Origin of the sequence: Roseiarcus sp. (assembly GCF_049514155.1) — a bacterium.
Classification (GTDB): domain Bacteria; phylum Pseudomonadota; class Alphaproteobacteria; order Rhizobiales; family Beijerinckiaceae; genus Roseiarcus.
The window spans coordinates 1-21,593 of record NZ_JBEKVH010000058.1 but is presented as its reverse complement, the minus strand read 5'-3'; the positions used below and the strand labels follow the sequence as shown (position 1 = coordinate 21,593).

Genomic DNA, 21,593 nt, shown 5'->3' with positions numbered 1-21,593 from the left:
TACCATTGATAGTCGTTGGTGACCTGATAAAGCGACCAGCTCACGCCCTTGCGTGGTATGCGCTGCCCGTCGGCGCCGACGGCGATCGTCTCGAAGGTCGCGGTTTCGCCGTAGCCTAAGCTTTCGTCGAAATCCTCCTTGACGCCGATCAGCGCGCCCTTGGGGCGCAGCGGCAGCGTCATCACGCGTTCGACCGTACGCCCCCCGGATTCGGCGACATCGACGATGATCTTGGCTTCCAGCGGCCGCGCGGCGTCGGCGTCGGGCAAATCGACGGAGAGATCGGCGTGGCCCTTCGCGTCGGTTTGCACTTTGTCTTGGAACTGGTTTTCGACCGCCGTGAACTCGTCCTCAGTAAGGCCCGCGACATAACCGGGGAAGCCGGCGAGCCCGGCGTCGGGGACGGCCTCGAGGCGGATCGCGCCGGTGACGTCGAGCCCGGAGGCGGGCGCGCCGTAGAGGAAGTTCGCGTCGAGCGAGACCTCGATCGGCTCGCCGCGCTCGGCGAACTTGCTTGGCGACTTCAGCGTGAAATCGAGCCGCTCGGGCAGATAGTCCTCAACCAGGAACTCGGCGTGGCCGATCGCCGCTGCCTTGGGATCGGCGTAGGCGTCGATCGACCAGGTCCCCTGGGCGGCGTCCGCCGCCAGGGGCACGGCGAGCGAACGCCCGCCGAGGCCTTGGTCGTTGACGGTGACGCGCTTGTATTCGACGCCGTCGGGGCGCTTGACGACCAGCGTCAGCGGCAGGCCGGTCTTGGCCTCGCTGGTCGCGTCGCGCAGCAGCGCGGCGACGAACACCGTTTCGCCGGAGCGATAGACGCCGCGCTCGGTGTAGACGAAGGCGTCGAGCGCGCTCGGCGCGTCGCGGCCGCCGACGCCGCGGTCAGTGAGGTCGAAAGCCGGCTGGCCGAGATTAAGGACGCCGTAGTCGTCGCCGAGCGTCGCCACCAGCAGGCCGGGGGCCGAGCCGCCGGTCCCGCGCGATAGGCCGGGATCGAAGTCGATGCGCCCGTCGGCGCCGGTCGTCTTGGTCGCCAGCACTTCGTTGTTGTGCGCGATCAGCCGCAGCTCGACGCCCGGCAGCGGCAGGGCGGTGGCAAGCGAACGCGCGAGGACATGGATGCCGTCGTCGCCGGAAAAGGTCGTCAGGCCGAGGTCGGAGACGACCATCCATTGCGTTGCGAGCTCCGTGTCCTGGTCGTCGTCGCTGCTCGCAGCTGGCGCGCTTGCGCCCTTCCACGGCCGTGCGGTGACGAGATAGACGCCGGGATCGAGCTTGCCGACCGCCTTGGCGATCGGGAAGTCGGTGACGACGTCCTGGTTGAGCTCGGAGGCGACGTCCATCGTCCCGCTCCATGCCTTGACGCCGTCCTGCGACTCGATCTCGCTCGCGCGCGAGATGGTGATCGGCTTGAGAAAGTCGTCGCGCGCGGTCTCGGCGAGCAAGTTGCGGTCGCCGATGCGATAGACGTCGATCGACACTTTCGCGGTGTTGACCGTCGTCAGCGGCGCGCCGAGCTGGCCCTGGCGCGGCAGCACGTAAGCGCGGCCGGCGAAATGCGCCTGCGGCGAGCGGTCGCGCACGTAGACCTCGTAGTCCGCGTCCTTGAGCAGCGACTCGCCGACCGCCGAAGGCAGACCCTGGCGCAGAACGATCGCATAGCGCTCGCCGTGCTTGACGCCTTCGACGCAGATCTGCTGGTCCTCGGCCGAGATCGCCGTGTCCGCCGAGCCGGCGACCGCGACATAGGGGGTGAAGTCCGTCTTGCGCGCCAGCGACTCGGAGAAATTGAAGCAGATACGCGGCGCCGACGATTCATTGTCGACCTTGTAGTCGACGATGCGGAAGCCGTGCTTCTCGCGCATATCCTCGTAAGTCTTGCGCGCGTCTTCGTCGTCGTGGCGGTCGAGGCTGGCGCGGTAGGCGTCGAGCGCCGGGCGCCACATCTCGTGCCGAGCGAAGAGATTGCCGAGCAGCGCCAGCGCCTCGGCCTGCTGCGCTGCGCCCGTCGCGCGCTGATAGCCGGCGTAGGCGGCGGTCTGGCCGCGTTCGACCAGGTCGTAGCGGCCGGTCGCCTGCGCGTCGTCGGCCGCGGCGCCGAGCCTGGCGAGCGCGAGCCAGGAGGCGGAATTCTTCGGGTCGGCGGCGACGACCGCGCCGAGCCAGGCGCCGGCGTCCTTGTAGTTGCCGGCGGCGACGGCGGACGCCGCGTCCTTGCGCAACTGCTCGACGCTCTTGCCCTTCAGCTTCGCGCCGATTTGCGCCGTCTCCTTGCGCAGCGTGTCGGTCAGCCGCACGACGTCGCTGGCGAGATCGTCGCGGGCGTAGGGCTTGACCTCGGCGGCGGCCAACGCGACGCCGGCGGCGAGCAGCAGGGCGAGCGTAAAGAGGCTGCGAAGGACCTTGAGCATGTTTCGACCCTTGTGGGCGGCTTCGGGCCGCGACGATCCCGCCGGACGGTAAAGGGAACCGGCGACGGTGTGCTTACGGGACAGCCGATGCTAGCATGGCGGCGCGACGCGAAGGGAGCAGGAATGACGACGCATCGCTTTTGGGCGGCCGGATTGGTCGCCCTGACGGCCGCCGCTGCGGCGCCGGCGTTGGCCGCTCCGCTATCCCCGCCGGCCGCCGCCACGGCGGCGGCGGACGCCAAGCTCGAGGCGCAGAAGGCGGCGTTCCTGGCGATGCCGGAAGCCGACCGCAAGGCCGTGCAAGACGCCCTGGGCTGGCTCGACTTCTATAACGGAACGGTCGACGGCGCCTTCGGCAAGCGCAGCCGCGATTCCATCCTCGCCTACCAGCAGAGCGTCGGCGCAGTCCAGGACGGGATCGTCGGCCCGGCCGAGTTGGAGGCGCTGAAGACGGCGGCGCAGCGCGCGCGGGCGGCGGTCGATTTCGCGCTCGTCGACGACCGGATTTCCGGCGTGCGCATTGGCGCGCCGCTCAAGCTTTTGACCAGGCTCAAGCCTTCGAGCGCCGATACGACCTTGCAGAGCGGCGACGGCGGCGTCTCCCTCGCGCTACAGGCTCGCGCCGGCGCCGGCGACGACGCCGGCCTCGCCGCGCTCTACGCGCAACGGTCCGCCGAAGCGGGCGGGCGCAAGATCTCCTATAAGGCGATCAAGGCCGCGGAGTTTTTCGTCGTCGCCGGCGAGGACAAGGGCGAGAAGTTCTACACCCGCTTCGCCAAGTCCCCCGCCGACTGGCCGGAGGGGCCGATATTGCGCGGCTTTGCATTCGCCTACCCAAGCGAGAGATCGAGCGATTTCGACAAGCTGGCGCTCGCCGTGGCCAATTCCTTCGATCCGTTCGTCGACACGCCGGCGAGCCACGGGGCGGCGCGCATGCAGGTCGTCTCGGCGCGCTCCGCCCTCGACATCGTGCGCGTCGCGACCGGCGCGCCGGCGATTGGCTCACCGGTCATCGGCCTCTCGCCAGGCTCTCGGCCGACGCCGATCCCACCCTCCGGCCAAACGCCCGCTCCGGCGGCGACCGCCCCAGCCGAACTGCGCGCGACGGCGCTGTTCGTCGCGCCCGGTCAAGCGCTGACGGCGCTGCCGGTCGTCGCTTGCGCCGACCTCGCCGTCGACGGAAAGCCGGCCAAGATCCTGCGCGCCGACGCGCCGAGCGGGCTGACGCTGATCGGCGGCGACTTCGGCGCCGGCGCTGCGGCGCCGACGCTCGCCGCCGGCGCCACCGACCTCGTCGCGCTGAGCCTGTCGCCGGCGGCGGGGGGAAAGTCGACGCTCGAAGCGAGCCCCGGCGCGGCCGCGCCGGTCGGCGAGGGGACCTTCGCCATCGTCGCCGCGCTGACGAAAAGCGCCAGCGGCGCGCCGGCCTTCGACCGCCGGGGCGCGCTCGCCGGCGTCGTCGCGACCATCAAGGACGAGCCGCGTCGCGTCGGCGCCGTCGCGATCGCCGAGCCGCATCGGCTGATCGGCGCCGAAGCGATCGCCGCCTTCCTCGGCCTCCCGCTCGCCGCCGCGCCGCCGCAAGCGGCGTCGCTGTCCGTCGGCGAGATCGCGGCGGGCGAACGCGGCGCGCTCGCCGAGGTCGTCTGCCGGCCATGAACGTCTCGACCATGGTCCGACGGCGACGCGCGCTGGTGTTCGATTCCGGCCTCGGCGGGCTGACCGTGTTCGCCCGCATCGCCGAGGCGCGTCCCGATCTCGAACTCGTCTACGCCGCCGACGACGCGTTCTTTCCTTATGGCGCGCTCGGCGAGGCGGCGCTGGTCGAACGGGTCGGGGCGGTGATGGACGATCTGATCGCGCGCACGGCGCCCGACGTCGTGGTGATCGCCTGCAACACCGCCTCGACGCTGGTTCTGCCGCCGCTGCGCGCGGCCTATCCGCACCTGCCGTTCGTCGGCACGGTGCCGGCGATCAAGCCTGCCGCCGAGGCCTCAAAGAGCCGCTTGATCAGCGTGCTGGCGACGCCGGGCACGGTCGCGCGCGACTATACCCGCGCGCTGGTGCGCGATTTCGCCGCTGGTTGCGAGGTCACCCTGGTCGGCGCGGCCGATCTCGCCGGCCTCGCCGAACGGCAGTTGCGCGGCGAGCCGGTCGCGGACGCCGACGTGGCGCGCGAAATCGAGCCGTGCTTCGTCGCCCTGGCGGGGCGGCGCACCGACCAGGTCGTGCTCGCCTGCACGCATTTTCCGTTATTGATCAGTCATTTTATTCGACTGGCGCCGTGGCCGGTCGCCTTCGTCGATCCGGCGCCGGCAATCGCCCGCCGCGTCGACTCGTTGGTGGCCGCCGGCGGCCCGGCGGGCGAAGCCGGCCGGCCGTTCGCGGCTTTCTTCACCAGCGGACGACCGCCCTCCGAGCCGTTGCGAAAAGCCTTGCGCCGCCTTGGCCTGGTCGCTACCTCGGCGGGTGAGCGCGCCGCGGCCGACTGAATTCGGCGGCGTCGCCGTGACCAGCGAAAGGCCGTCGAAATGCGCACCGCTCAGGGTCAGCCCGTTCGCCTCGAGGATTATCGCGTCCCGGACTTCCTGGTCGATACGGTCGATCTCGATATTTCGCTCGATCGCGAGGCGACGCGCGTCGTCGCCACGCTCGCCATGCGGCCCCATCCTGAGGGCCGGCCCGACGCCGCGCTGGAGCTCGACGGCGACGAACTCGAGCTCGTTACGGCCGCCCTCGACGGAGCGACGCTCGCCCCCAGCGCCTACAAGGCCTCGCCATCCGGTTTTGCGCTGCCCGACCCGCCGCGGCGGCCGTTCACGCTGCGCCTGGAGACGCGGCTCAATCCGGCCGCCAACACCAAGCTGATGGGCCTCTATCGGTCGGGTTCGGCCTATTGCACCCAGTGCGAAGCCGAAGGCTTCCGCCGCATCATCTATTTTCCCGACCGGCCCGACGTGCTTTCGACCTATCGGGTTCGGCTGGAGGCCGATAAGGCCGAGGCGCCGGTGCTGCTCGCCAACGGCAACCTCGAAAGCGCCGGCGAGGCGGAAGGCGGCCGTCACTGGGCGGTGTGGCGCGATCCGTTCAAGAAGCCCTGCTATCTCTTCGCCGTCGTCGCCGGCGATCTCGCCCACGTCGCCGACGCCTTCGTCACCGTCTCGGGGCGGCGCGTCGCGCTCGGCGTCTACGTCGAGCACGGTCGCGAGGAGCGCGCCGCCTATGCGATGGACGCGCTGAAGCGGGCGATGGCGTGGGACGAGCGCGCCTTCGGCCGCGAATACGACCTCGACTGCTTCAACATCGTCGCCGTCTCCGACTTCAATATGGGAGCGATGGAGAACAAGGGGCTCAACGTCTTCAACGATAAATACGTGCTCGCGTCGCCGCAGACCGCGACCGACGACGACTACGCCGGCATCGAAGGCGTCATCGCCCACGAGTACTTCCACAACTGGACCGGCAACCGCATCACCTGCCGCGACTGGTTCCAGCTCTGCCTGAAGGAAGGGCTGACCGTCTTTCGCGATCAGGAGTTCTCCGCCGACCAGCGCTCGGCGCCGGTCAAGCGCATCGCCGACGTGCGCGGGCTGCGCGCCGCGCAATTCGCCGAGGACGCGGGCCCGCTCACCCATCCGGTGCGGCCGTCGGTCTATCACGAGATCAACAACTTCTACACCGCGACGGTCTATCAGAAAGGCGCCGAGCTCGTCCGCATGCTGCGTGCGCTGATCGGCGCCGAGGCGTTCCGCGCCGGCATGAATCTCTATTTCTCGCGTTGCGACGGCACGGCGGCGACGGTCGAGGATTTCCTCGCCTGTTTCGCCGAGGCCTCAGGCCGCGATCTGGCGAATTTCAAGCTCTGGTATTCGCAGGCCGGCACGCCGGTTGTGACCGTGCGGACGCAATGGGACGAGGGGCGGGGGACGTTCCGCGTCGATGTCGCGCAGTCGCTCGCGCCGACGCCCGGCCAGCCCGACAAGGCGCCGATGACGATGCCGATCGCGCTCGGCCTCGTCGATCCCGCTCACGGCGACGTCCCGCTCGCGTCGACGGAGGCTAGCGCGCGCGAGCTCGAAACGGGCGTGTTCGTTCTCGAGGGCGAGCGTCGTTCGATCGCCTTCGTCGGCCTCGAGCGTCGGCCGGCGCTGTCGTTCCTGCGCGGATTTTCCGCGCCGGTGCGGGTCGAAGACGATCTCGGCGAGGCCGACATGCTGACGCTGCTGGCGCGCGACAGCGACAGCTTCAACCGCTGGCAGGCGTTGCAAACATTGGCGACGCGGCTGCTGCTGCGCGCCGTGTCGGCGATCCGCGCCGGCGCGAAGCCGGCGCCCGAACCCGGGTTCGTCGAGGCCTATGGCTCGGTCGCCGCCGACGCGCTCGCCGGCCGTATCGATTCCGCTTTCGCCGCGCAGGCGCTGACGCTGCCGAGCGAAGGCGACCTCGCGCGCGAGATGGCGCTCAACGTCGACCCCGACGCCATCCATCGCGCCCGCGAAAACCTGCGCGGAGCGCTCGGCCGCGCCCACGCCGAGGCGCTGGCGGCGCTGCACGCGACGGCGGCCGACGCGCCGCCGTTTTCCCCCGACGCGGAGAGCGCCGGCCGCCGCGCGCTGCGCAACGTCGCGCTGGCGATGGTTGTCGCCGGCAACGCGGTCGGCGGCGCCGAGCTCGCCTATCGCCAGATCGCCGAGGCCGACAACATGTCGGCGCGGCTCGGCGCGCTGACGGCGATCGCCGCCATCCCTGGCGCTCGGCGCGAGCACGCGCTGCAGGCTTTCGCCCGCCGCTTCGCCGCCGAGCCGCTGATCCTCGACAAATGGTTCGCGCTGCAGGCGCAGATCCCTGAGGCGGAAACGCTCGATCGCGTGCGCGAGCTGATGACGCACCACGCGTTCTCGCTGCGTAACCCCAACCGCGTGCGGGCGTTGATCGGCGGCTTCGCGGCCAACGCCACTCAGTTCAATCGCGCCGACGGCGCCGGATACGCGTTCCTCGCCGACATCGTGCTGGAGCTCGATCCCGCCAATCCGCAAGTGGCGGCGCGGTTGCTGACGGCGATGCGCTCGTGGCGGTCGCTCGAACCGCAGCGTCAGGCGCGGGCCGAGGCGGCGCTGCGCCGCATCCTCGCCCAGCCCGAGCTTTCCGCCGACCTGCGCGACATCGCCGGCCGCTCGCTCGGCTGAGTCGCCGGAGTCCGCAGGCGCTGAGCGGGAGTCCGGCGGCGGACGCCCTCGGGCAGGTCCGCGCCGGCTGTCTGAGTCGCGCCCGGATTCCGGCTGCAGATTTTTCGCGTCAACGATTCATTAAGGTCTGGACAAAGATTCTCACAGGGATTCTTATCTTAGTGATTCGGGTAGTGGCGGCGGGTTTTCCCGGTCTCATTGCGATACGTTTCGGGGGATGCGATGACGCGTGCGAGCGCGGCAATCGACGACTCGCGCCTGAGGCGCGGCCGAGCCGAGGGCGCCAAAGGGGCGCGCGGCGCGGGGTCATGGAGCCGGCTCGCCGCCTGGGCGCCGGCCCTGCCGCCGCTCTTCGCCGCGCTGCTGCTCGTCGCTCTGTTTGGACTGACCTTCCAGCATTTGCGCTCCGAGCGCGAACGCGCGCTCTCCGGGGGGGCGCGCGATCTCGACGTTTTCGCCACCGCGCTGGCGACGCGGCTCGACGAAGCGCTGGCGGCCTCGCCGGCCCCCGCGCCGGCCGAGGCGCTTCGCGCGGTCCTCGCCGCCAATCCCGATCTCAAGCCTTCGCGATCGCTGCTCGCCGACGGCGGCGGCATGGTGATCGCCGCCGATCCGCCGCTTGCGGCTGGCGCGGCGCTCGAATCCGTGCTCGGCGCCGCCGAACCGCTGACCATTCTCGCCGACAAAGCGGGGGCGCTCAGGGTGCAGGGCGTCAACGGCGACGATGCATTCGCCGCCGTGCGCAATCTGCGCGCGACGCCCGGCCAGATCGCATTCGTCGCGCCAATCGGCGAACTGCTGCGGCCGTGGCGACGTTCGGCGCTGATCATGATCCTGCTGCTCGGCGCCGCCTCGTTCGCCCTGATCGGCTCGACCAGCGCCTTCGCGCTGCAGGCGCAGCGGGCGCAGGCGCGCGCCCGCGCCGAGGCGACGATGCGCGGCCATGTCGATCTCGCCCTCAATCGCGGCCGATGCGGCCTGTGGAATTGGGACCTCGCGCAAGGGCGCGTCGTCTGGTCGAAATCGATGTTCGAGATGCTGGGCTTGCCGCCGCGCCCGGGCCAACTGTCGCTCGCCGAATTGCAGGCGATGAGCCATCCCGACGACGAGCCGCTGGCGGCGATCGCCGCCCGCGCGCGGGAGGCGAACCCGTCGTCGGTCGATTTCGAGCTGCGCATGCGCAATTGCGACGGCGAATGGATTTGGCTGCGCAAGCGGGCCGAGCTAGTCGTCGACGAGACGACCGGCGGGCGGCGGCTCGTCGGCATCGCCGTCGACGTCACCGACCAGAAGCGCGAGGCCGAACGGTCGGCGACCGCCGACCAGCGGTTGCGCGAGGCGATCGAAGCGATCTCGGAAGCGTTCGTCCTGTGGGACTCGTCGAACCGCTTGGTGCTGTGCAACTCGAAGTACCAGCGGCTGCACAACCTGCCGCCGGAAGCGGCGAAAGTCGGCGCGCCTTACGCTGAACTGGCCTCCCTCGGCGCGCCGCCGCTGGTCGACCGCGAGACCGACGTCGAACCCGGCGGCGAGGCGCTTGGCGCGGGCGACGCACGCACCTACGAAGCGCGCCTCTCCGATGGCCGCTGGCTGCAGGTCAACGAGCGGCGCACCCGCGACGGCGGCTATGTGTCGGTCGGCACCGACATCACCGATCTCAAGGAGCACGAGCAGCAACTGCTCAAGTCCGAACAACTGCTGCTTGCCACCGTCGCTCAGCTCCGGCAGTCGCGGCGGTCTCTGGAAGCGCAGGCGCAGCAGCTCGCCGATCTCGCCGAGCGCTATCATGAGCAGAAGGCGCAGGCCGAGATGGCCAACCGCGCCAAGGCGGAGTTCCTCGCCAACATGAGCCACGAGCTGCGCACGCCGCTCAACGCCATCATCGGCTTCTCGCAATTGATGGAAGGCGAGACCTTCGGCCCGCTGGGCTCGGAAAAGTACCGCGACTACTGCGCCCATATTCTCGCCAGCGGCCAATACCTGCTCAACGTCATCAGCGACGTGCTCGACATGTCGCGGCTCGAGTCGGGCCACATTCGCTTGCGCCCGGAAACGTTCAAGGTCGAGCGGGCGATCAGCAAGGCGGTGCTCGAGGTCGCGGCGACGGCGCGCGACAAGCACGTGGCGATCGAGGTCGAGGCCGACGGCGCCGACACGATCGAGGCCGACCCCGCCGCAGTCGAGCGCATCCTGGTCACGTTGTTGCGCAACGCGGTCAAATTCTCGCCCGAGGGCGGCGTCGTCACGGTCGGCGCCCAGACCGTCACCGACCAGATGTATTTCTATGTCGAAGACGCCGGCTCAGGCATCGGCCCGGAAGACATCTCGCGTCTCGGCCGGCCGTTCGAGCAGGCGGACACGACGATGGCCAACGGCATGAAAGGCTCCGGTCTCGGCTTGGCGATCGCCAATTCGCTGATCGAGCTGCACGGCGGCCTGCTGCGCATCACCTCCAAGCCGGGCGAGGGCACCGCCGTGCTCGTCAGCCTGCCGCGCTCGCCGCGCAGCCCGCGCTCGCTGGCATTGGCGGCGGTGGCGTAAGCGCGCCGCGCCGCCGCCGGTTCAGCTCAGCCGGTCGCGCACGATTCTGCTCAGCTCGATGTAGTCGGTCTTGCCCGACCCGAGCAGCGGCATCGTCTCCAGCACCAGCACCACCGCCGGCGCCATGTATTCGGCCGCGCCCTTGGCCTTCATCAACGCCTGGACTTCGGCGCGGGTCGCGCCGAGTTTGGTCGTCGCCATGACGATCCGCTCGCCCTTCCTGTGGTCGGGCGCGGCGACGACCGCCGGCGGATTGTCGGGCCACAGATCGAGGGCCATGTCTTCGACGCCGGCCAACGACACCATCTCGCCGGCGATGTTGGCGAAGCGCTTGGCGCGGCCGCGGATCCAGACGAAGCCGTCGCGGTCGATGACGACGATGTCGCCGGTGTCGTGCCAGCCGAGCGGCGGCGGCTCGATCTCGCCGGGATTGTCGGCGCGCTGGTAGCCGGCCATGATGTTGGGGCCGCGCACCAGCAGCCGGCCGCCTTCCTCGATGCCGGCGACGTGTTCGATGCGGCTTTCGATCCCCGGCAGCAGGCGGCCGACCGAGCCGTTGCGGTTGAACATCGGCGTGTTGACCGCCAGCACCGGCGATCCCTCGGTGACGCCGTAGCCTTCGTACAGCTTGAGGCCGAACCGTTCCAGATAGACGCGTCGGGTGGCGGCGCGAATCGATTCCGCGCCGCCAACGACGTAGCGCAGGGTGCGGAAGTGGTAGGCGTCGGCGTTGCGGCCATAGCCGGCGAGGAACGTATCGGTGCCGAACAGCGCGGTGGCGTTGATGCGGTAGACCAGCTCGGGAATCTGCCGGTAGTGCAGCGGCGTCGGATAGAGATAGACCTTCATTCCGGTCATCAGGCCGAGCACCAGGCCGCCGGTGAGGCCGAAGGCGTGGAAGATCGGCAGCGGGTTGAAGGCGATGTCGGCCGCGGTGAAATCGTAGCGGGCGAAGATCTGGCAGATGTTGGCGAGGATGTTGGCGTTGGTCAACACGACGCCCTTCGGCACGCCCTCCGAACCCGAAGTGAACAGCACCGCCGCGGGGTCGTCGGGCTGGCGCGGATAAAGCGCGCGACCGCGATCGAGGATGGCGCGCAGCTTGTCGGTCGTTCCAGCCTGGTCGCGGAGATCCTCCAGCCAAACGAAGCGCGCTTCGCTTTCCAGTTGCCGCACGAGCTCTTCGAGCTTGCCTTTCTCGACGAAGCTGCGCGAGCACAGCACGATGCGGATGCGTGCGGTGCGGCAGGCGGCGATGAGGTTGAAGGCGCCGGCGGTGAAGTTCAGCATCCCGGCGACGCGGCCCGAAGCCTGGATCGCCATGAAGGCGACGGCGGCGGCGTTGGCATTGGGCAGCATCAGACCGACGGTCTCGCCCGGCGCGCTGCGTTCGGCGATCTTGCGCGCCAGCAGCGCCACGCCAATGCGGAAACGGCTCTGGGTCAGGGTTCCAGAGATCGGGTCCTCGAGGATCACATGTCGGCCGTGGCGCTCGCGGGCGCCGTCCTCGAACGCCTGGAGCAGGGTGCGGCGATAGTTGGCGGCGACGTACACCGATTCGGACATCATGTCGTAGAACGCCGCGCCCGCCGCTAGGCGCCGCGCCCGTCCGGTGAGCTCCGGATCGACGGTGAGCCGCCGCGCCGGCAGGAAGGTCACCTTCGTCTTGGGAAACCAACTGCGGCGGACATGCGCCGTGGGCAGGCGCGACAGCGGCGAGCGGTCGGGGCCTTCGATCCTGACCGCCGTGATCGATGCGCCGCTCTTGTCGGCGATCATCGCCGCGCCGACGAAGACCTTGGTCAACGAACCCGTGACGGCGCTGCGACCCTCGGGAAACAGCACCAGCCGCCGACCTTCAAGCGCCCTGGTCACCAGCTCGCGCGCCGCAATCGGTTTGGCCGGGTCGAGCAGGCGCGCGTCGCACAGTTTCAAGAACTGGCGGATCCACCAGCGCCGCGCCAGCGCCGCGTCGACGACCAGCAGCGGTCGGCCGTCCAGCAGCGACAGGATGATCGGGCCGTCGAGCAGCGAGATGTGATTGACGGCGACGATGTTGCGCGACCCGGCGGGGGGAAGGGCGTCGATGCCGACGACTTCGAGCCGCAGGAATATCCGCCACAGCGTGCGTAGCGCAAAAACCAGGAAGTCGGCCGGCAGGCGGCGGAAGAGATAGATCGCGGCGGCGAAATTGGCGACGCCGAGCAGGACCATCGCCCCCGACTCGCTGAGCCCGGCCAGCTTGAGCAGCAGGGTCGTGACCAGCGAGCCGACGACCATGTAGATCGAGTTGAGCGTATTGACCGCGCCAATGACGCGCGCGCGCCGGTCCTCGCCCGCCCAGCTCTGCACGGCGGCGAAGATCGGCACCACGAACAGGCCGGCGGCGCAGGAATAGGCGAGCACGTCGAAGACGATCCGCCGTCCGGAGGCGTCGCCGAAGAACTGGACGAGGCCGATCGTCTCGCTGGTCGGCGCGAGCGCCGAAGTCACGGCGCCGAGATCGATGGCGAAGGCGCCCATGATGATGAGCAGGAAGGGCGCCGGCGCGAGCTCGATGCGGCCGTGCGACAGAAGCGCGGCGAGCAGCGAGCCGATGGCGACGCCGACGGCGAAGACCAGCGTGATCGCCGTCTCGACTTCGACGCCGCCGCCGATGCGCGATTTGATGATGACCGGGACCAACGACAGGGTGATCGCGCCGACCATCCAGAACCAGCTCACCGCCGCCGCGCCGACCCATTGGCGATCGTCGGCCCTGAGCTCGCGCAGGATATTCTTCGTCGCCGTCCAGGGGTTGTAGTCGACGACCAGACCGGGCGCGCCGATCCCGGTGGCGGGGATGAACAGCGAGGACGCGTAGCAGGCGGAGGCGACGACGACGAGCTGGGCGACGACGCTCCAGGCCGATCGCCCCTCGGCGGCCGCCCAGCCGCCGATCACCAGGCCGCAGAGAATGGCGGCGAAGGTCGCCGCTTCCACCAGCGCGTTGGCCGGGATCAGCTCCTCGGCCTTCAGATGGTCGGGCAGAATGCCGTACTTGATCGGCCCGAACAGCGCCGAGACGCAGCCGAGGCCGAACAGCGCCAGATAAAGCAGCTCGAGCGACGAGAACCAGAAGCCGGCCGCGGCGACGAGCTGGACGAAGATCTCGACGAGCTTCAGCCGCTGCGCCACCGCCGCCTTGTCGTGGGCGTCGGCGAATTCGCCGCCGATCGGCGACAGCGGGATCGACGGCAGAATGAAGACCGCCACCGCCAGCGTCACCTTGACGCCGGCGTCCTCCGCGCCGAAGCGGAACAGGATCAGCATCGCCAGCAGCTGGCGAACGAAATTGTCGTTGAAGGCGGAAAAAAACTGGCACCAGAACAGCGGCGCGAAGCGCCGGGTGCGCATCAACTGACTGAACATAAGGCCGACGCCGGTCGGAGGTCACATGGCCGGGATGGGAAACCAAACCCCTGTCCGCGTCAAGCGAACGCCCCGGCGACCAGCCGCCGCAGTCAGTTGGCCATGTAGCGGATGCCGACGCGGAAATCCTGCATCGTGCTCTTGGTGGACCCGAACAGGTCGAGGCTGAGATACTGGTATCCGACATCGAGCGTCGCGCTCGGGCTCAACTGGTAGCCGAAGCCGGCCATCAGCGCGGCGGCCATCGAATAGTGGGTCGAGCTGAAATGGCGGTCCCAATTCTGATTGCCGAAGTCCACGTCCGGTTGGACGCCGAGCGGCGTGTAGACGGCGTAGCCGCCGCTGACGCCGGTCTGGACGACCCAGAGGTTGGGCGCGCCGCTCGAGGAGGTGTTGCCGCGGAACGGGGTGCCGTCCGCGTTGATGATGAAATGCGTCGAGCCCGAAATCGTGTTGGCGTTGAGGCCGCCGCCGGCGCCGATGTACGGCGTGACGCCCCAGAAGGTGCCGAGGTCGAGATAGGCGCTGGCGAGCGCCGTATTGTTGGTCTGGGTCGCATGGAGGTAGCCGGTGCAGTCGACCGGCGCCCAAAGATAGCCGACCGGGACGGGCGTGCCGCCCACCTCGTTCGACACCGGCACGGTGGCGTCCGGACACAATGATCCCTTGGCGTAGGACAGGCTCGGACCGTTCGAATACATGTAGGTGGCTTCGAGCCGCAGGAAGTTGTTGACGCGGTAGCCGACGCCGACGTCGAAATTGAGCCCTTGGCTGTTCTGATTGTTCCCGCGCGTCACGCCGGCGTTGCTCGAGGCGTTGCCGGGGGGAGCGTTGACGTAGCTCGCGCCGGTAAGGGAGTCGTTCAGGATCGCGGGAATCAGGCCGGCGGTGGGGACGACCGTCGGCTCGTTGTCGAACTCGTAGCCGATGTCGCCGCGCAGGTACCAGTTCGTGCCGACCTCGGTGAGTGGGCTTTCGCTCGCGGGAAAGCTCATCGGCGGCGGGGCGACGCCAAAGAGGTCGGCGCCGAGCGTCGGCGTCGACGCCATCGCGAGGCCGGCGAGCGCGGCGGCGACAGAGGTCTTCATCGGTTTGTTCCCCGTGCGGCGGCGCGGCGAGTCGCGGTCGCCCAAACGGAAACTTGGCCGACAGTCCTTAATTTCGGATTAACCCTAACGCGGCGTTGCCGAACGGCGAGCCGGCGCCGCCCCACGCGCCGCCCCGGCGGCGATCAGCGCCCCGCCGCTTCGTCGCGGGCGATGCTTTCGTGGTTGCGCAAGGTCAGCGGTCCGAGCCCGTGCTTGGCGCGGAGCGCCGCGAGATTGTCGGCGCGAAGGCGCGAACGACCGTCGCCGGAGGTTGCGCGGCGGTGGGCGTAAATCGCGATGGCCTGCGGCCCGAGATCGTGGAAGGCGACGCCGGCGGCGTGCAGGCGCAGATACCAGTCCCAGTCCCAATAGATCGGCAAGGTCTCGTCGAAGGGGCCGAGGCGACCGCTCAGCGCGCGTGAAAAGGCGAAGCCGGAAACGAGGATCTTGTTGTCGGCGCGGATCGCCTTGGGGTTGGTCGAGGCCGCGAACGGGATGGTTTCGACGACGCCGATGTCGTCATCGACGACGACGACATCGCCCGAGGCGAACGTCGCGGCCTGTCGTCCGTCGATCGCCGCGCGCACAGCCGAGAGATAGGCCTTCGAGCCCCAGCGGTCGTCGTCGTCGAGAAAGGCGACGATCTCGCCCCGCGCCAGCGATACGCCGAGATTGCGCGCCCGAACCTGGCCGGCCTTGGAATTGTCGGCGCAACGGACCGAACGCTCTGCGGCGAACCACTCGGCGATGAACTCGGCCGCGCCGACGCCGTCGTCGACGACGACGATTTCGTAGTCGTGGAAATCCTGGCGCAGGACCGAGGCGATCGCCTCGGCGAGCATGGAATGGCGGTTCTTGGTCGGAATGACGACTGAAATCGTCGGCGTTCGGTCCGGCATGGAATCCCTCCCGTCTTCGTCGGCGCGGTCGCCATGACCTGCGTCGAAGATAACGGCTTTACGGCGGCTGTGAAGGGCTCGACGAGAGGAAGTTCAGCCGGCGCGCCAGTCGGCGGCGCCGAGTTCGCGATAGTGTTTGGCGACGCGGTCGTGCCAGAGCCGGCGCGCTTGCAGATGCTCGACGCCCGGGGTTCGACCGGGCAGATCGAGCGCCTCGACCAGATTTTCGATCTCGCGCCGCGCTGCGGCCTGCGAGCTGTTGACGCCGGCTCCGGCGTCCTCGATCGGATCGAGCGCGGTGAGCCCGATCGGAAACAGCTCGCGGAAGATGACGCGATCGTGCAGGCCGTCGGCGACGCGGAACCTCAGCTCGCTCGCCAGGCGCGAAACGCTGAGGGCGACTTGGCGCGCGTTGTTGCTGGCGATCGTCGCCATGCGGTTGCGCACCATGACCCAGTCGATGATTCCGTTGTCGACGATCCGCCGTTTGCGCCGCGCCTCCATCACCAGGTCGGCGTACTGGGCGACCGCGCCGCGCCGCGAGCGGTCGTGGTGGACGCGCGAGAAGACGTCGACGTCGATGAAGCTGTCGTTGAGCGGCGAGACCAGCGTGTCGGCCAGCGAATGGGCGAGCCGCATCAGATAGGAATCGTTGGCCGGCGTGTCGATGACGACGAACTCGTAGTCGTGCTCGACGGCGCCGATCGCTTCGGCGAACAGCGCGAATTCCTGGGCCTCGTTGGCGCGCACGTCGTTGGTCTCGCCGCGCGCCATCGCGCAATGGCGCGGCAGCTCGATCGGCCGCGAGGCGTGGCTCGACCACGAACGGCGGTTCTCGAAGAAGCGGGTCAGCGTCTGCTGGCGGGTGTCGAGGTCGATACAGGCGACCTTATAGCCGGCCTTCAGCAGCGCCACCGCGAGATGGATCGAGATCGTCGATTTGCCCGCGCCGCCCTTCTCGTTGCCGACCACGATGACGTGCGCGCTGCGAAGGTCCGGGGCGTCGTCGTCAAAATCCATGGCGGCGAATCAAGCAGCCTCATTGTCTTGCGAACATAAACGCTTTGCGCGCCGGCGCAATCGCCGCGCGGCGCGTCTCGCTGCTTTAGCGCGCCGGTTCGGCGTGTCCGACGATGCGGATGACTTCGGGAAAGCGGTCGCGCAGTGCGCGCTCCAGCGCGTCGACTTGGTCGTGGGTCGCCGCGACGGTGAGATTGGCGTCGGCGCGGCAATGGAAGATGACGTAATGGCCCGCGGGACCAACGCGCACCCGCACGTCGTGGATCTCGCTCAGGGCGCCGCCGTCCGCCGCCGCTTGCGTCAGCGCCGCCGCGATTCGCTCGACCAGGGCGGGTTCGGCCGGCTCGCCCCCGAGTTCGCGGATCTCCATCGGCTCGATATGGGTCTCGACCTCGATCTCCGCGCCGAGATCGGCCGCGATCGCCGCTTCGAGCTGGCTGGCGATTTCGTGGGCCTCGGCAAGCCGCATCCCGCCGTCGACTTCGAGGTCGAGCGTGACGCTCTTGCGCCCGCCGACGTTCTGAACGCCGAGGTGGTGAACAAACAGGCGCCGGCGGCTGGCGATGAGCAGAATGCGCTCGAGCAGGGTCTCGTCGTCGAGCGCCACCGGATTGGCGGTGAGCGTCACCTCGACATTCGGCAGGCTGGTGCGAATCGCCGCCTCGACGTCGGCCTTGAGCGCCGCCACGCGCTCGAGCGGCAGGGTGCGCGAGACATGCAGGCCGAGTTCGCCGACCACTTTGGCGCCGGCGCGCCGCAGGCGGATGTAGTCGGTTCCGGCGACGCCCGGCACCTGTTCGACCGCGCGCCGCAGCGGCTCCGCCAAACCCTTCGGCGCCGTGTCGACCAGCGCGTCGACGGTGCGGCGGCCGAGCCGGAAGCCGGCGACGCCGATGAACAGCGCGACGCCGGCCGCCGCCAGCGCGTCGGCGTGCGACAGGCCGGCGCGGGTCGCCGCGAGGCCGACCAGCACCAGGGTCGAGGCGACCAGATCGCTGGAGAAGTGCAGCGCATCGGCGGCGAGCGCGTCGCTGCCGGTGCGGGCGGCGACGACCGTCAAGGTGCGCCAGCGGACGATGTCGATGACGATCGAAATGACGATCGCGCCGAAAGCGAAGACGTTGGCGTCGACGATCTCCGCTTCGCCGCTGATCCGGCGCAGGGCCGCGAAAGCGACCGCCGCGGCGAGCACGAACAGGAAACCGGTTTGGAAGAGCGCCACCACCGCCTCGATCTTGGCGTGGCCGAAATGGTGGTCTTCGTCGGCCGGCTTGTCGGCTTCGCGCACCGCGTAATAGGTCAGGCCGCTGGCGGCGACGTCGAGGCCGTTGTGCGCCGCCTCGGAGAGCAGGGCGAGCGAGCCGGCCGTCATCCCCGCGGCGAATTTCACCAGCGTCATCAGGACGCTCGCCGCGACCGAGGCGAGCGCCGTGCGGCGCTTCAGGCGCGCGTTGGCGGTGATTTGGCCAGCGGCGGGCATGGCGGTGGTGTATGACTTCCCCTGGCGCGCGCCGGCGGCGCGCGCAGCTTTATGACCTGTCCGCTCCAGCGAGGCAAACTCGAAGGGAACCGACCATGGAATATCTCCACACCATGATCCGCGTCGCCGATCTCGATGCCTCGCTGGCGTTTTTCGTCGGCGCGATGGGCTTGGTCGAGGTGCGGCGGGTGCGCAACGAACAGGGGCGTTTCACCCTCGTCTTCCTCGCCGCGCCCGACGACGTCGAACGGGCGGCGAAAAGTCAGGCGCCGCTGGTCGAACTCACCCACAACTGGGACCCGGAGGTCTACACTGGCGGGCGCAATTTCGGCCATCTCGCCTATCGGGTCGACGACATCTACGCCTTCTGCGAACGGATGATGAAAGCGGGCGTGACGATCAACCGCCCGCCGCGCGACGGCCACATGGCCTTCATCCGCTCGCCCGACGCCGTCTCGATCGAGATTTTGCAGAAGGGCCAGGCGCTGTCGCCGGCTGAGCCGTGGGCGTCGATGCCCAATGTCGGCGTCTGGTGAGCGGGGCGGTCAGAGGATCGCCGCGTTGACCATGTTGCGGAACACTTGACGGAAATAGAGATAATGGTCGGGCGCGTGCGTCATCACGATCGCGAACAGGGCGTCGCGCGGCGAGACCCAGAACGCCGTTTCGGCTATGCCGCCCCAGGAGAATTCGCCGATCGAGCCGATCGTCGGCGCGACCCCGACTTCGGCGCGCACCGCGACGCCGAGCCCGTAGCCGTGGCCGGGCGGGAGAAATGGGCTGCGTCGGTCGACCTCCGGGCCGAGATGGTCGCTGGCCATGTAGGCGAGCGTGCGGGGCCCGAGCACGCGCGCGCCGTCGAGCGCGCCGCCGCCGGCGACCATGGCGAGAAAACGCGCGTAGTCGCCGATCGTCGACACCAGCCCGGTCCCGGCCATTTCGAACGGCGGCGGCGCGCTCCGGTCGATCAGGTCGACGCCAGCCGACACGAGCGCATCGTAGGAGAACGGTTCAGCGAGCCGGTCGCGTTTGGCGGGCGGCGTGTAGAAGGCGGTGTCGACCATGCCGAGCGGACGCAACACGCGCTCGGCGACGAACGCGCCGAGGCTCTTGCCCGACACGACCTCCAGCACATGGCCGAGCACGTCGGTCGACAGGCCGTATTCCCACGCTTCGCCCGGCTGGCGCAGCAGCGGCAGCTTGGCGAGCCGGTCGATCTGCTCGGCCGTCGGCTTCGACAGGTTGACGATGTCGGCCGCGGCGACGAGCCGGTGCACCGCCGAGCCGCCGGCGAAACCGTAGGTCAGCCCGGAGGTGTGGCGCATCAGGTCGTGGATCGTGATCGGCCGCTTGGCGGGGACAAGCTCGAGCGCGCCGTCGCGTTCGACGCCGACCTTCATCGCGGCGAAGGCGGGGAGGTATTTGGCGACGGGATCGGAAAGCAGCAGCCGTCCGTCCTCGACCAGGGTCATCGCCGCGACGCAGACGATCGGCTTGGTCATCGAATAGATGCGGAAGATCGCGTCTTCCGGCATCGGCGGGCCGCCGGGCTTCACGGCGCCGAACCGCTCGGCATAGGCGATGCGGCCGTGGCGCGCGACCAGCGTCGAGACGCCGGCGGCGCGGCCGGCGGCGATCTCGCGCCCCATCGCTTCGCTGAGCCGCGCCAGGGCGGGGCGCGACAGGCCGACCTCTTCCGGCTCGGCGGTCGGCAGGCCAAACTGGGTCTTCGGCGGCGTAGGCAAAACGGCGCTCCCGGCGGATCGATCAATCGGGCGAGCATCGTCCGTCGACGCCGCGTCGGCAAGGCGCCGCCGTCACAGCGACACGGCCGGGCGGACGGCTTCGTGAGGGGGCGGCGTTGAGCGGGAGTTCCGATCTGTTCGCGCCGCTCGGACCGCCGCCGCCGCTGCCGGAGCGGCTGCGGCCTAAGACCCTCGACGAAGTCGCGGGGCAGGAGCACCTGACCGGGCCGGAGGGCGCGCTGACGCGCATGCTCGCCGCGCCGAGCCTCGGCTCGATGATCTTCTGGGGCCCGCCGGGCTCCGGCAAGACCACCGTCGCGCGGCTGATCGGCAAGCAGGCGCAGGCGGAATTCGTCCAGGTCTCGGCGATCCACTCCGGCGTCGCGGAACTCAAGAAGATTTTCGAGACGGCGCGCGCGCGCCGCGCCGACGGCCGCGCGACGCTGCTGTTTGTCGACGAGATCCACCGCTTCAATCGCGCCCAGCAGGATTCGTTTCTGCCCGTCATGGAGGACGGCTCGATCACGCTGATCGGCGCGACGACCGAGAACCCGTCGTTCGAGCTCAACGCCGCGCTGCTGTCGCGCGCGCGGGTGCTGGTGTTCAAGTCGCTCGACGCGGTGGCGCTCGAGCGACTGATCGCCCGCGCCGAGAGCGGCGTCGGCAAGCCGCTGCCGCTCGACGAGGCTGCGCGCGCGACGCTGATCCAAATGGCCGACGGCGATGGCCGCGCCGCGCTGACGCTGGCCGAAGAAGTCTGGCGCGCCGCGCGCGACGGCGAGCGCTTCGATCCGGCCGGCCTGGTCGCGGTGGTGCAGCGGCGCGCGCCGATCTACGACAAGGCGCAGGAGGGCCACTACAACCTCATCTCGGCGCTGCACAAGAGCGTGCGCGGCTCCGACCCCGACGCGGCGCTCTATTATCTCGCGCGCATGCTCGACGCCGGCGAGGACCCTTTGTTCCTCGCCCGCCGCATCGTGCGGATGGCGAGCGAGGACGTCGGCCTCGCCGATCCGCAGGCGCTGGTCGTCGCCAACGCCGCCAAGGACGCCTACGATTTTCTCGGCAGCCCGGAGGGCGAGCTGGCGATCGCTCAAGCCGTCGTCTATGTCGCGACCGCGCCGAAATCGAACGCGCTCTACACCGCCTTCGCCGCCGCGACCGCGCTCGCCAAATCGACCGGCTCGCCGCCGCCGCCGAAGGTGATCCTCAACGCGCCGACCAAGCTGATGCGCGAAGAAGGCTACGGCGACGGCTACCGCTACGACCACGACCAGCCCGACGCCTTCTCCGGCCAGGACTACTGGCCCGAAGCGATCGGCCGCCGCGCGCTCTACGAGCCGGTCGAACGCGGCTTCGAACGCGAGATCAGGAAGCGACTGGAGTGGTGGGAGAAGCTGCGGCGGGAGCGGCGCGGCGAGTAGGGCGCGGCGTCAAGGGCGGCGTCAAGTTTGCCGGGCGGAATGTCAAGAAATGTCAAGTTTTGTCAAGGGTTGTCAAGGGAAAGCTTGACGGTCGGTGCAATGATATCAATGGGTTGAGCGGCGGCGAGTGGACATTTGACGCGGCGGGCGGCCGCGTCAAGGAAGGGGGGCGGGAGCGGGGGGCGAGTAGGGCGGCGGGCGGTGGAGGCCATAAAAGAGATACTAGCACAGAGTCCGTTTTTCAGAAACACGAATCTGGCGGCTGTGTCGGTAGCACACGATATGTCCGGTTTAGGTAGCACACGATCTGTCCGGTAGCGTCTTGCCCTTTGAGGAGGGTTTTGATGCGCCGGTCGGAAGCCCTTCAAGGTGTGCGTGTGATGAG

The 21,593-nt window shown here is 69.3% G+C and carries 13 protein-coding genes; 6 read left to right on the top strand and 7 right to left on the bottom strand.

The window, feature by feature from the left end; all coding sequences use genetic code 11:
• Positions 1-2,414 (bottom strand): MG2 domain-containing protein (locus ABSF49_RS10480; RefSeq protein WP_424112599.1); only part of this gene is annotated, 2,414 nt, incomplete at its 3' end.
• Between the two features lie 123 nt (positions 2,415-2,537).
• On the opposite strand from ABSF49_RS10480, the gene ABSF49_RS10475 reads away from it, so the two are divergent.
• The 4 genes from ABSF49_RS10475 (at position 2,538) to ABSF49_RS10460 (ending at position 10,141) form a co-directional block, all read left to right on the top strand.
• Entirely contained in the window at positions 2,538-4,073 is a 1,536-nt protein-coding gene (locus ABSF49_RS10475) for a peptidoglycan-binding domain-containing protein (protein WP_424112598.1), read from the top strand.
• A gap of 11 nt (positions 4,074-4,084) precedes the next feature.
• Complete coding sequence (gene murI, locus ABSF49_RS10470; RefSeq protein WP_424112597.1) at positions 4,085-4,906, top strand: glutamate racemase; 822 nt, start codon at positions 4,085-4,087, stop codon at positions 4,904-4,906.
• A 39-nt stretch (positions 4,907-4,945) separates the two neighbouring features.
• Complete coding sequence (gene pepN / locus ABSF49_RS10465) at positions 4,946-7,600, top strand: aminopeptidase N (protein ID WP_424112596.1); 2,655 nt, start codon at positions 4,946-4,948, stop codon at positions 7,598-7,600.
• Positions 7,601-7,822: 222 nt separating this feature from the next.
• Positions 7,823-10,141 carry a sensor histidine kinase gene (locus ABSF49_RS10460; RefSeq protein ID WP_424112595.1) on the top strand — a complete coding sequence of 773 codons (2,319 nt, stop codon included), beginning with the start codon at positions 7,823-7,825 and terminating at the stop codon, positions 10,139-10,141.
• A gap of 21 nt (positions 10,142-10,162) precedes the next feature.
• Here the strand turns inward: ABSF49_RS10460 and ABSF49_RS10455 are convergent, their stop codons facing one another.
• The 5 genes from ABSF49_RS10455 to ABSF49_RS10435 form a co-directional block, all read right to left on the bottom strand.
• On the bottom strand, positions 10,163-13,552 hold the full coding sequence (locus ABSF49_RS10455) for an acyl-[ACP]--phospholipid O-acyltransferase (protein ID WP_424112594.1): 3,390 nt from the start codon (positions 13,550-13,552) through the stop codon (positions 10,163-10,165).
• Positions 13,553-13,644: 92 nt separating this feature from the next.
• Positions 13,645-14,640: a hypothetical protein gene (locus tag ABSF49_RS10450; RefSeq protein WP_424112593.1), complete on the bottom strand. Its 996-nt coding sequence runs from the start codon at positions 14,638-14,640 to the stop codon at positions 13,645-13,647.
• Between the two features lie 143 nt (positions 14,641-14,783).
• Entirely contained in the window at positions 14,784-15,539 is a 756-nt protein-coding gene (locus tag ABSF49_RS10445) for a glycosyltransferase family 2 protein (RefSeq protein WP_424112592.1), read from the bottom strand.
• 93 nt (positions 15,540-15,632) lie between these two features.
• A complete protein-coding gene (locus ABSF49_RS10440; RefSeq protein WP_424112591.1) occupies positions 15,633-16,559 on the bottom strand; it encodes a division plane positioning ATPase MipZ in 927 nt (308 codons plus the stop codon).
• An 85-nt stretch (positions 16,560-16,644) separates the two neighbouring features.
• Positions 16,645-18,039: a cation diffusion facilitator family transporter gene (locus ABSF49_RS10435; RefSeq protein WP_424112590.1), complete on the bottom strand. Its 1,395-nt coding sequence runs from the start codon at positions 18,037-18,039 to the stop codon at positions 16,645-16,647.
• A 95-nt stretch (positions 18,040-18,134) separates the two neighbouring features.
• On the opposite strand from ABSF49_RS10435, the gene ABSF49_RS10430 reads away from it, so the two are divergent.
• Positions 18,135-18,575: a VOC family protein gene (locus ABSF49_RS10430; RefSeq protein WP_424112589.1), complete on the top strand. Its 441-nt coding sequence runs from the start codon at positions 18,135-18,137 to the stop codon at positions 18,573-18,575.
• Positions 18,576-18,584: 9 nt separating this feature from the next.
• Here the strand turns inward: ABSF49_RS10430 and ABSF49_RS10425 are convergent, their stop codons facing one another.
• On the bottom strand, positions 18,585-19,784 hold the full coding sequence (locus ABSF49_RS10425) for a serine hydrolase domain-containing protein (protein WP_424112588.1): 1,200 nt from the start codon (positions 19,782-19,784) through the stop codon (positions 18,585-18,587).
• 116 nt (positions 19,785-19,900) lie between these two features.
• On the opposite strand from ABSF49_RS10425, the gene ABSF49_RS10420 reads away from it, so the two are divergent.
• The gene (locus ABSF49_RS10420; protein ID WP_424112587.1) at positions 19,901-21,208 is read left to right on the top strand and encodes a replication-associated recombination protein A; all 1,308 of its coding nucleotides are present in this window, start codon (positions 19,901-19,903) and stop codon (positions 21,206-21,208) included.
• Positions 21,209-21,593 lie beyond the last annotated feature (385 nt).

What these genes read in the sequence shown, in the direction of transcription:
- murI (WP_424112597.1), top strand. Translation starts at nt 4,085, where the DNA reads ATGGTCCGACGGCGACGCGCGCTGGTGTTCGATTCCGGCCTCGGCGGG.
- ABSF49_RS10440 (WP_424112591.1), bottom strand. Translation starts at nt 16,559, where the DNA reads ATGGATTTTGACGACGACGCCCCGGACCTTCGCAGCGCGCACGTCATC.
- pepN (WP_424112596.1), top strand. Translation starts at nt 4,946, where the DNA reads ATGCGCACCGCTCAGGGTCAGCCCGTTCGCCTCGAGGATTATCGCGTC.
- ABSF49_RS10430 (WP_424112589.1), top strand. Translation starts at nt 18,135, where the DNA reads ATGGAATATCTCCACACCATGATCCGCGTCGCCGATCTCGATGCCTCG.
- ABSF49_RS10475 (WP_424112598.1), top strand. Translation starts at nt 2,538, where the DNA reads ATGACGACGCATCGCTTTTGGGCGGCCGGATTGGTCGCCCTGACGGCC.
- ABSF49_RS10460 (WP_424112595.1), top strand. Translation starts at nt 7,823, where the DNA reads ATGACGCGTGCGAGCGCGGCAATCGACGACTCGCGCCTGAGGCGCGGC.
- ABSF49_RS10450 (WP_424112593.1), bottom strand. Translation starts at nt 14,640, where the DNA reads ATGAAGACCTCTGTCGCCGCCGCGCTCGCCGGCCTCGCGATGGCGTCG.
- ABSF49_RS10435 (WP_424112590.1), bottom strand. Translation starts at nt 18,039, where the DNA reads ATGCCCGCCGCTGGCCAAATCACCGCCAACGCGCGCCTGAAGCGCCGC.
- ABSF49_RS10445 (WP_424112592.1), bottom strand. Translation starts at nt 15,539, where the DNA reads ATGCCGGACCGAACGCCGACGATTTCAGTCGTCATTCCGACCAAGAAC.
- ABSF49_RS10455 (WP_424112594.1), bottom strand. Translation starts at nt 13,552, where the DNA reads ATGTTCAGTCAGTTGATGCGCACCCGGCGCTTCGCGCCGCTGTTCTGG.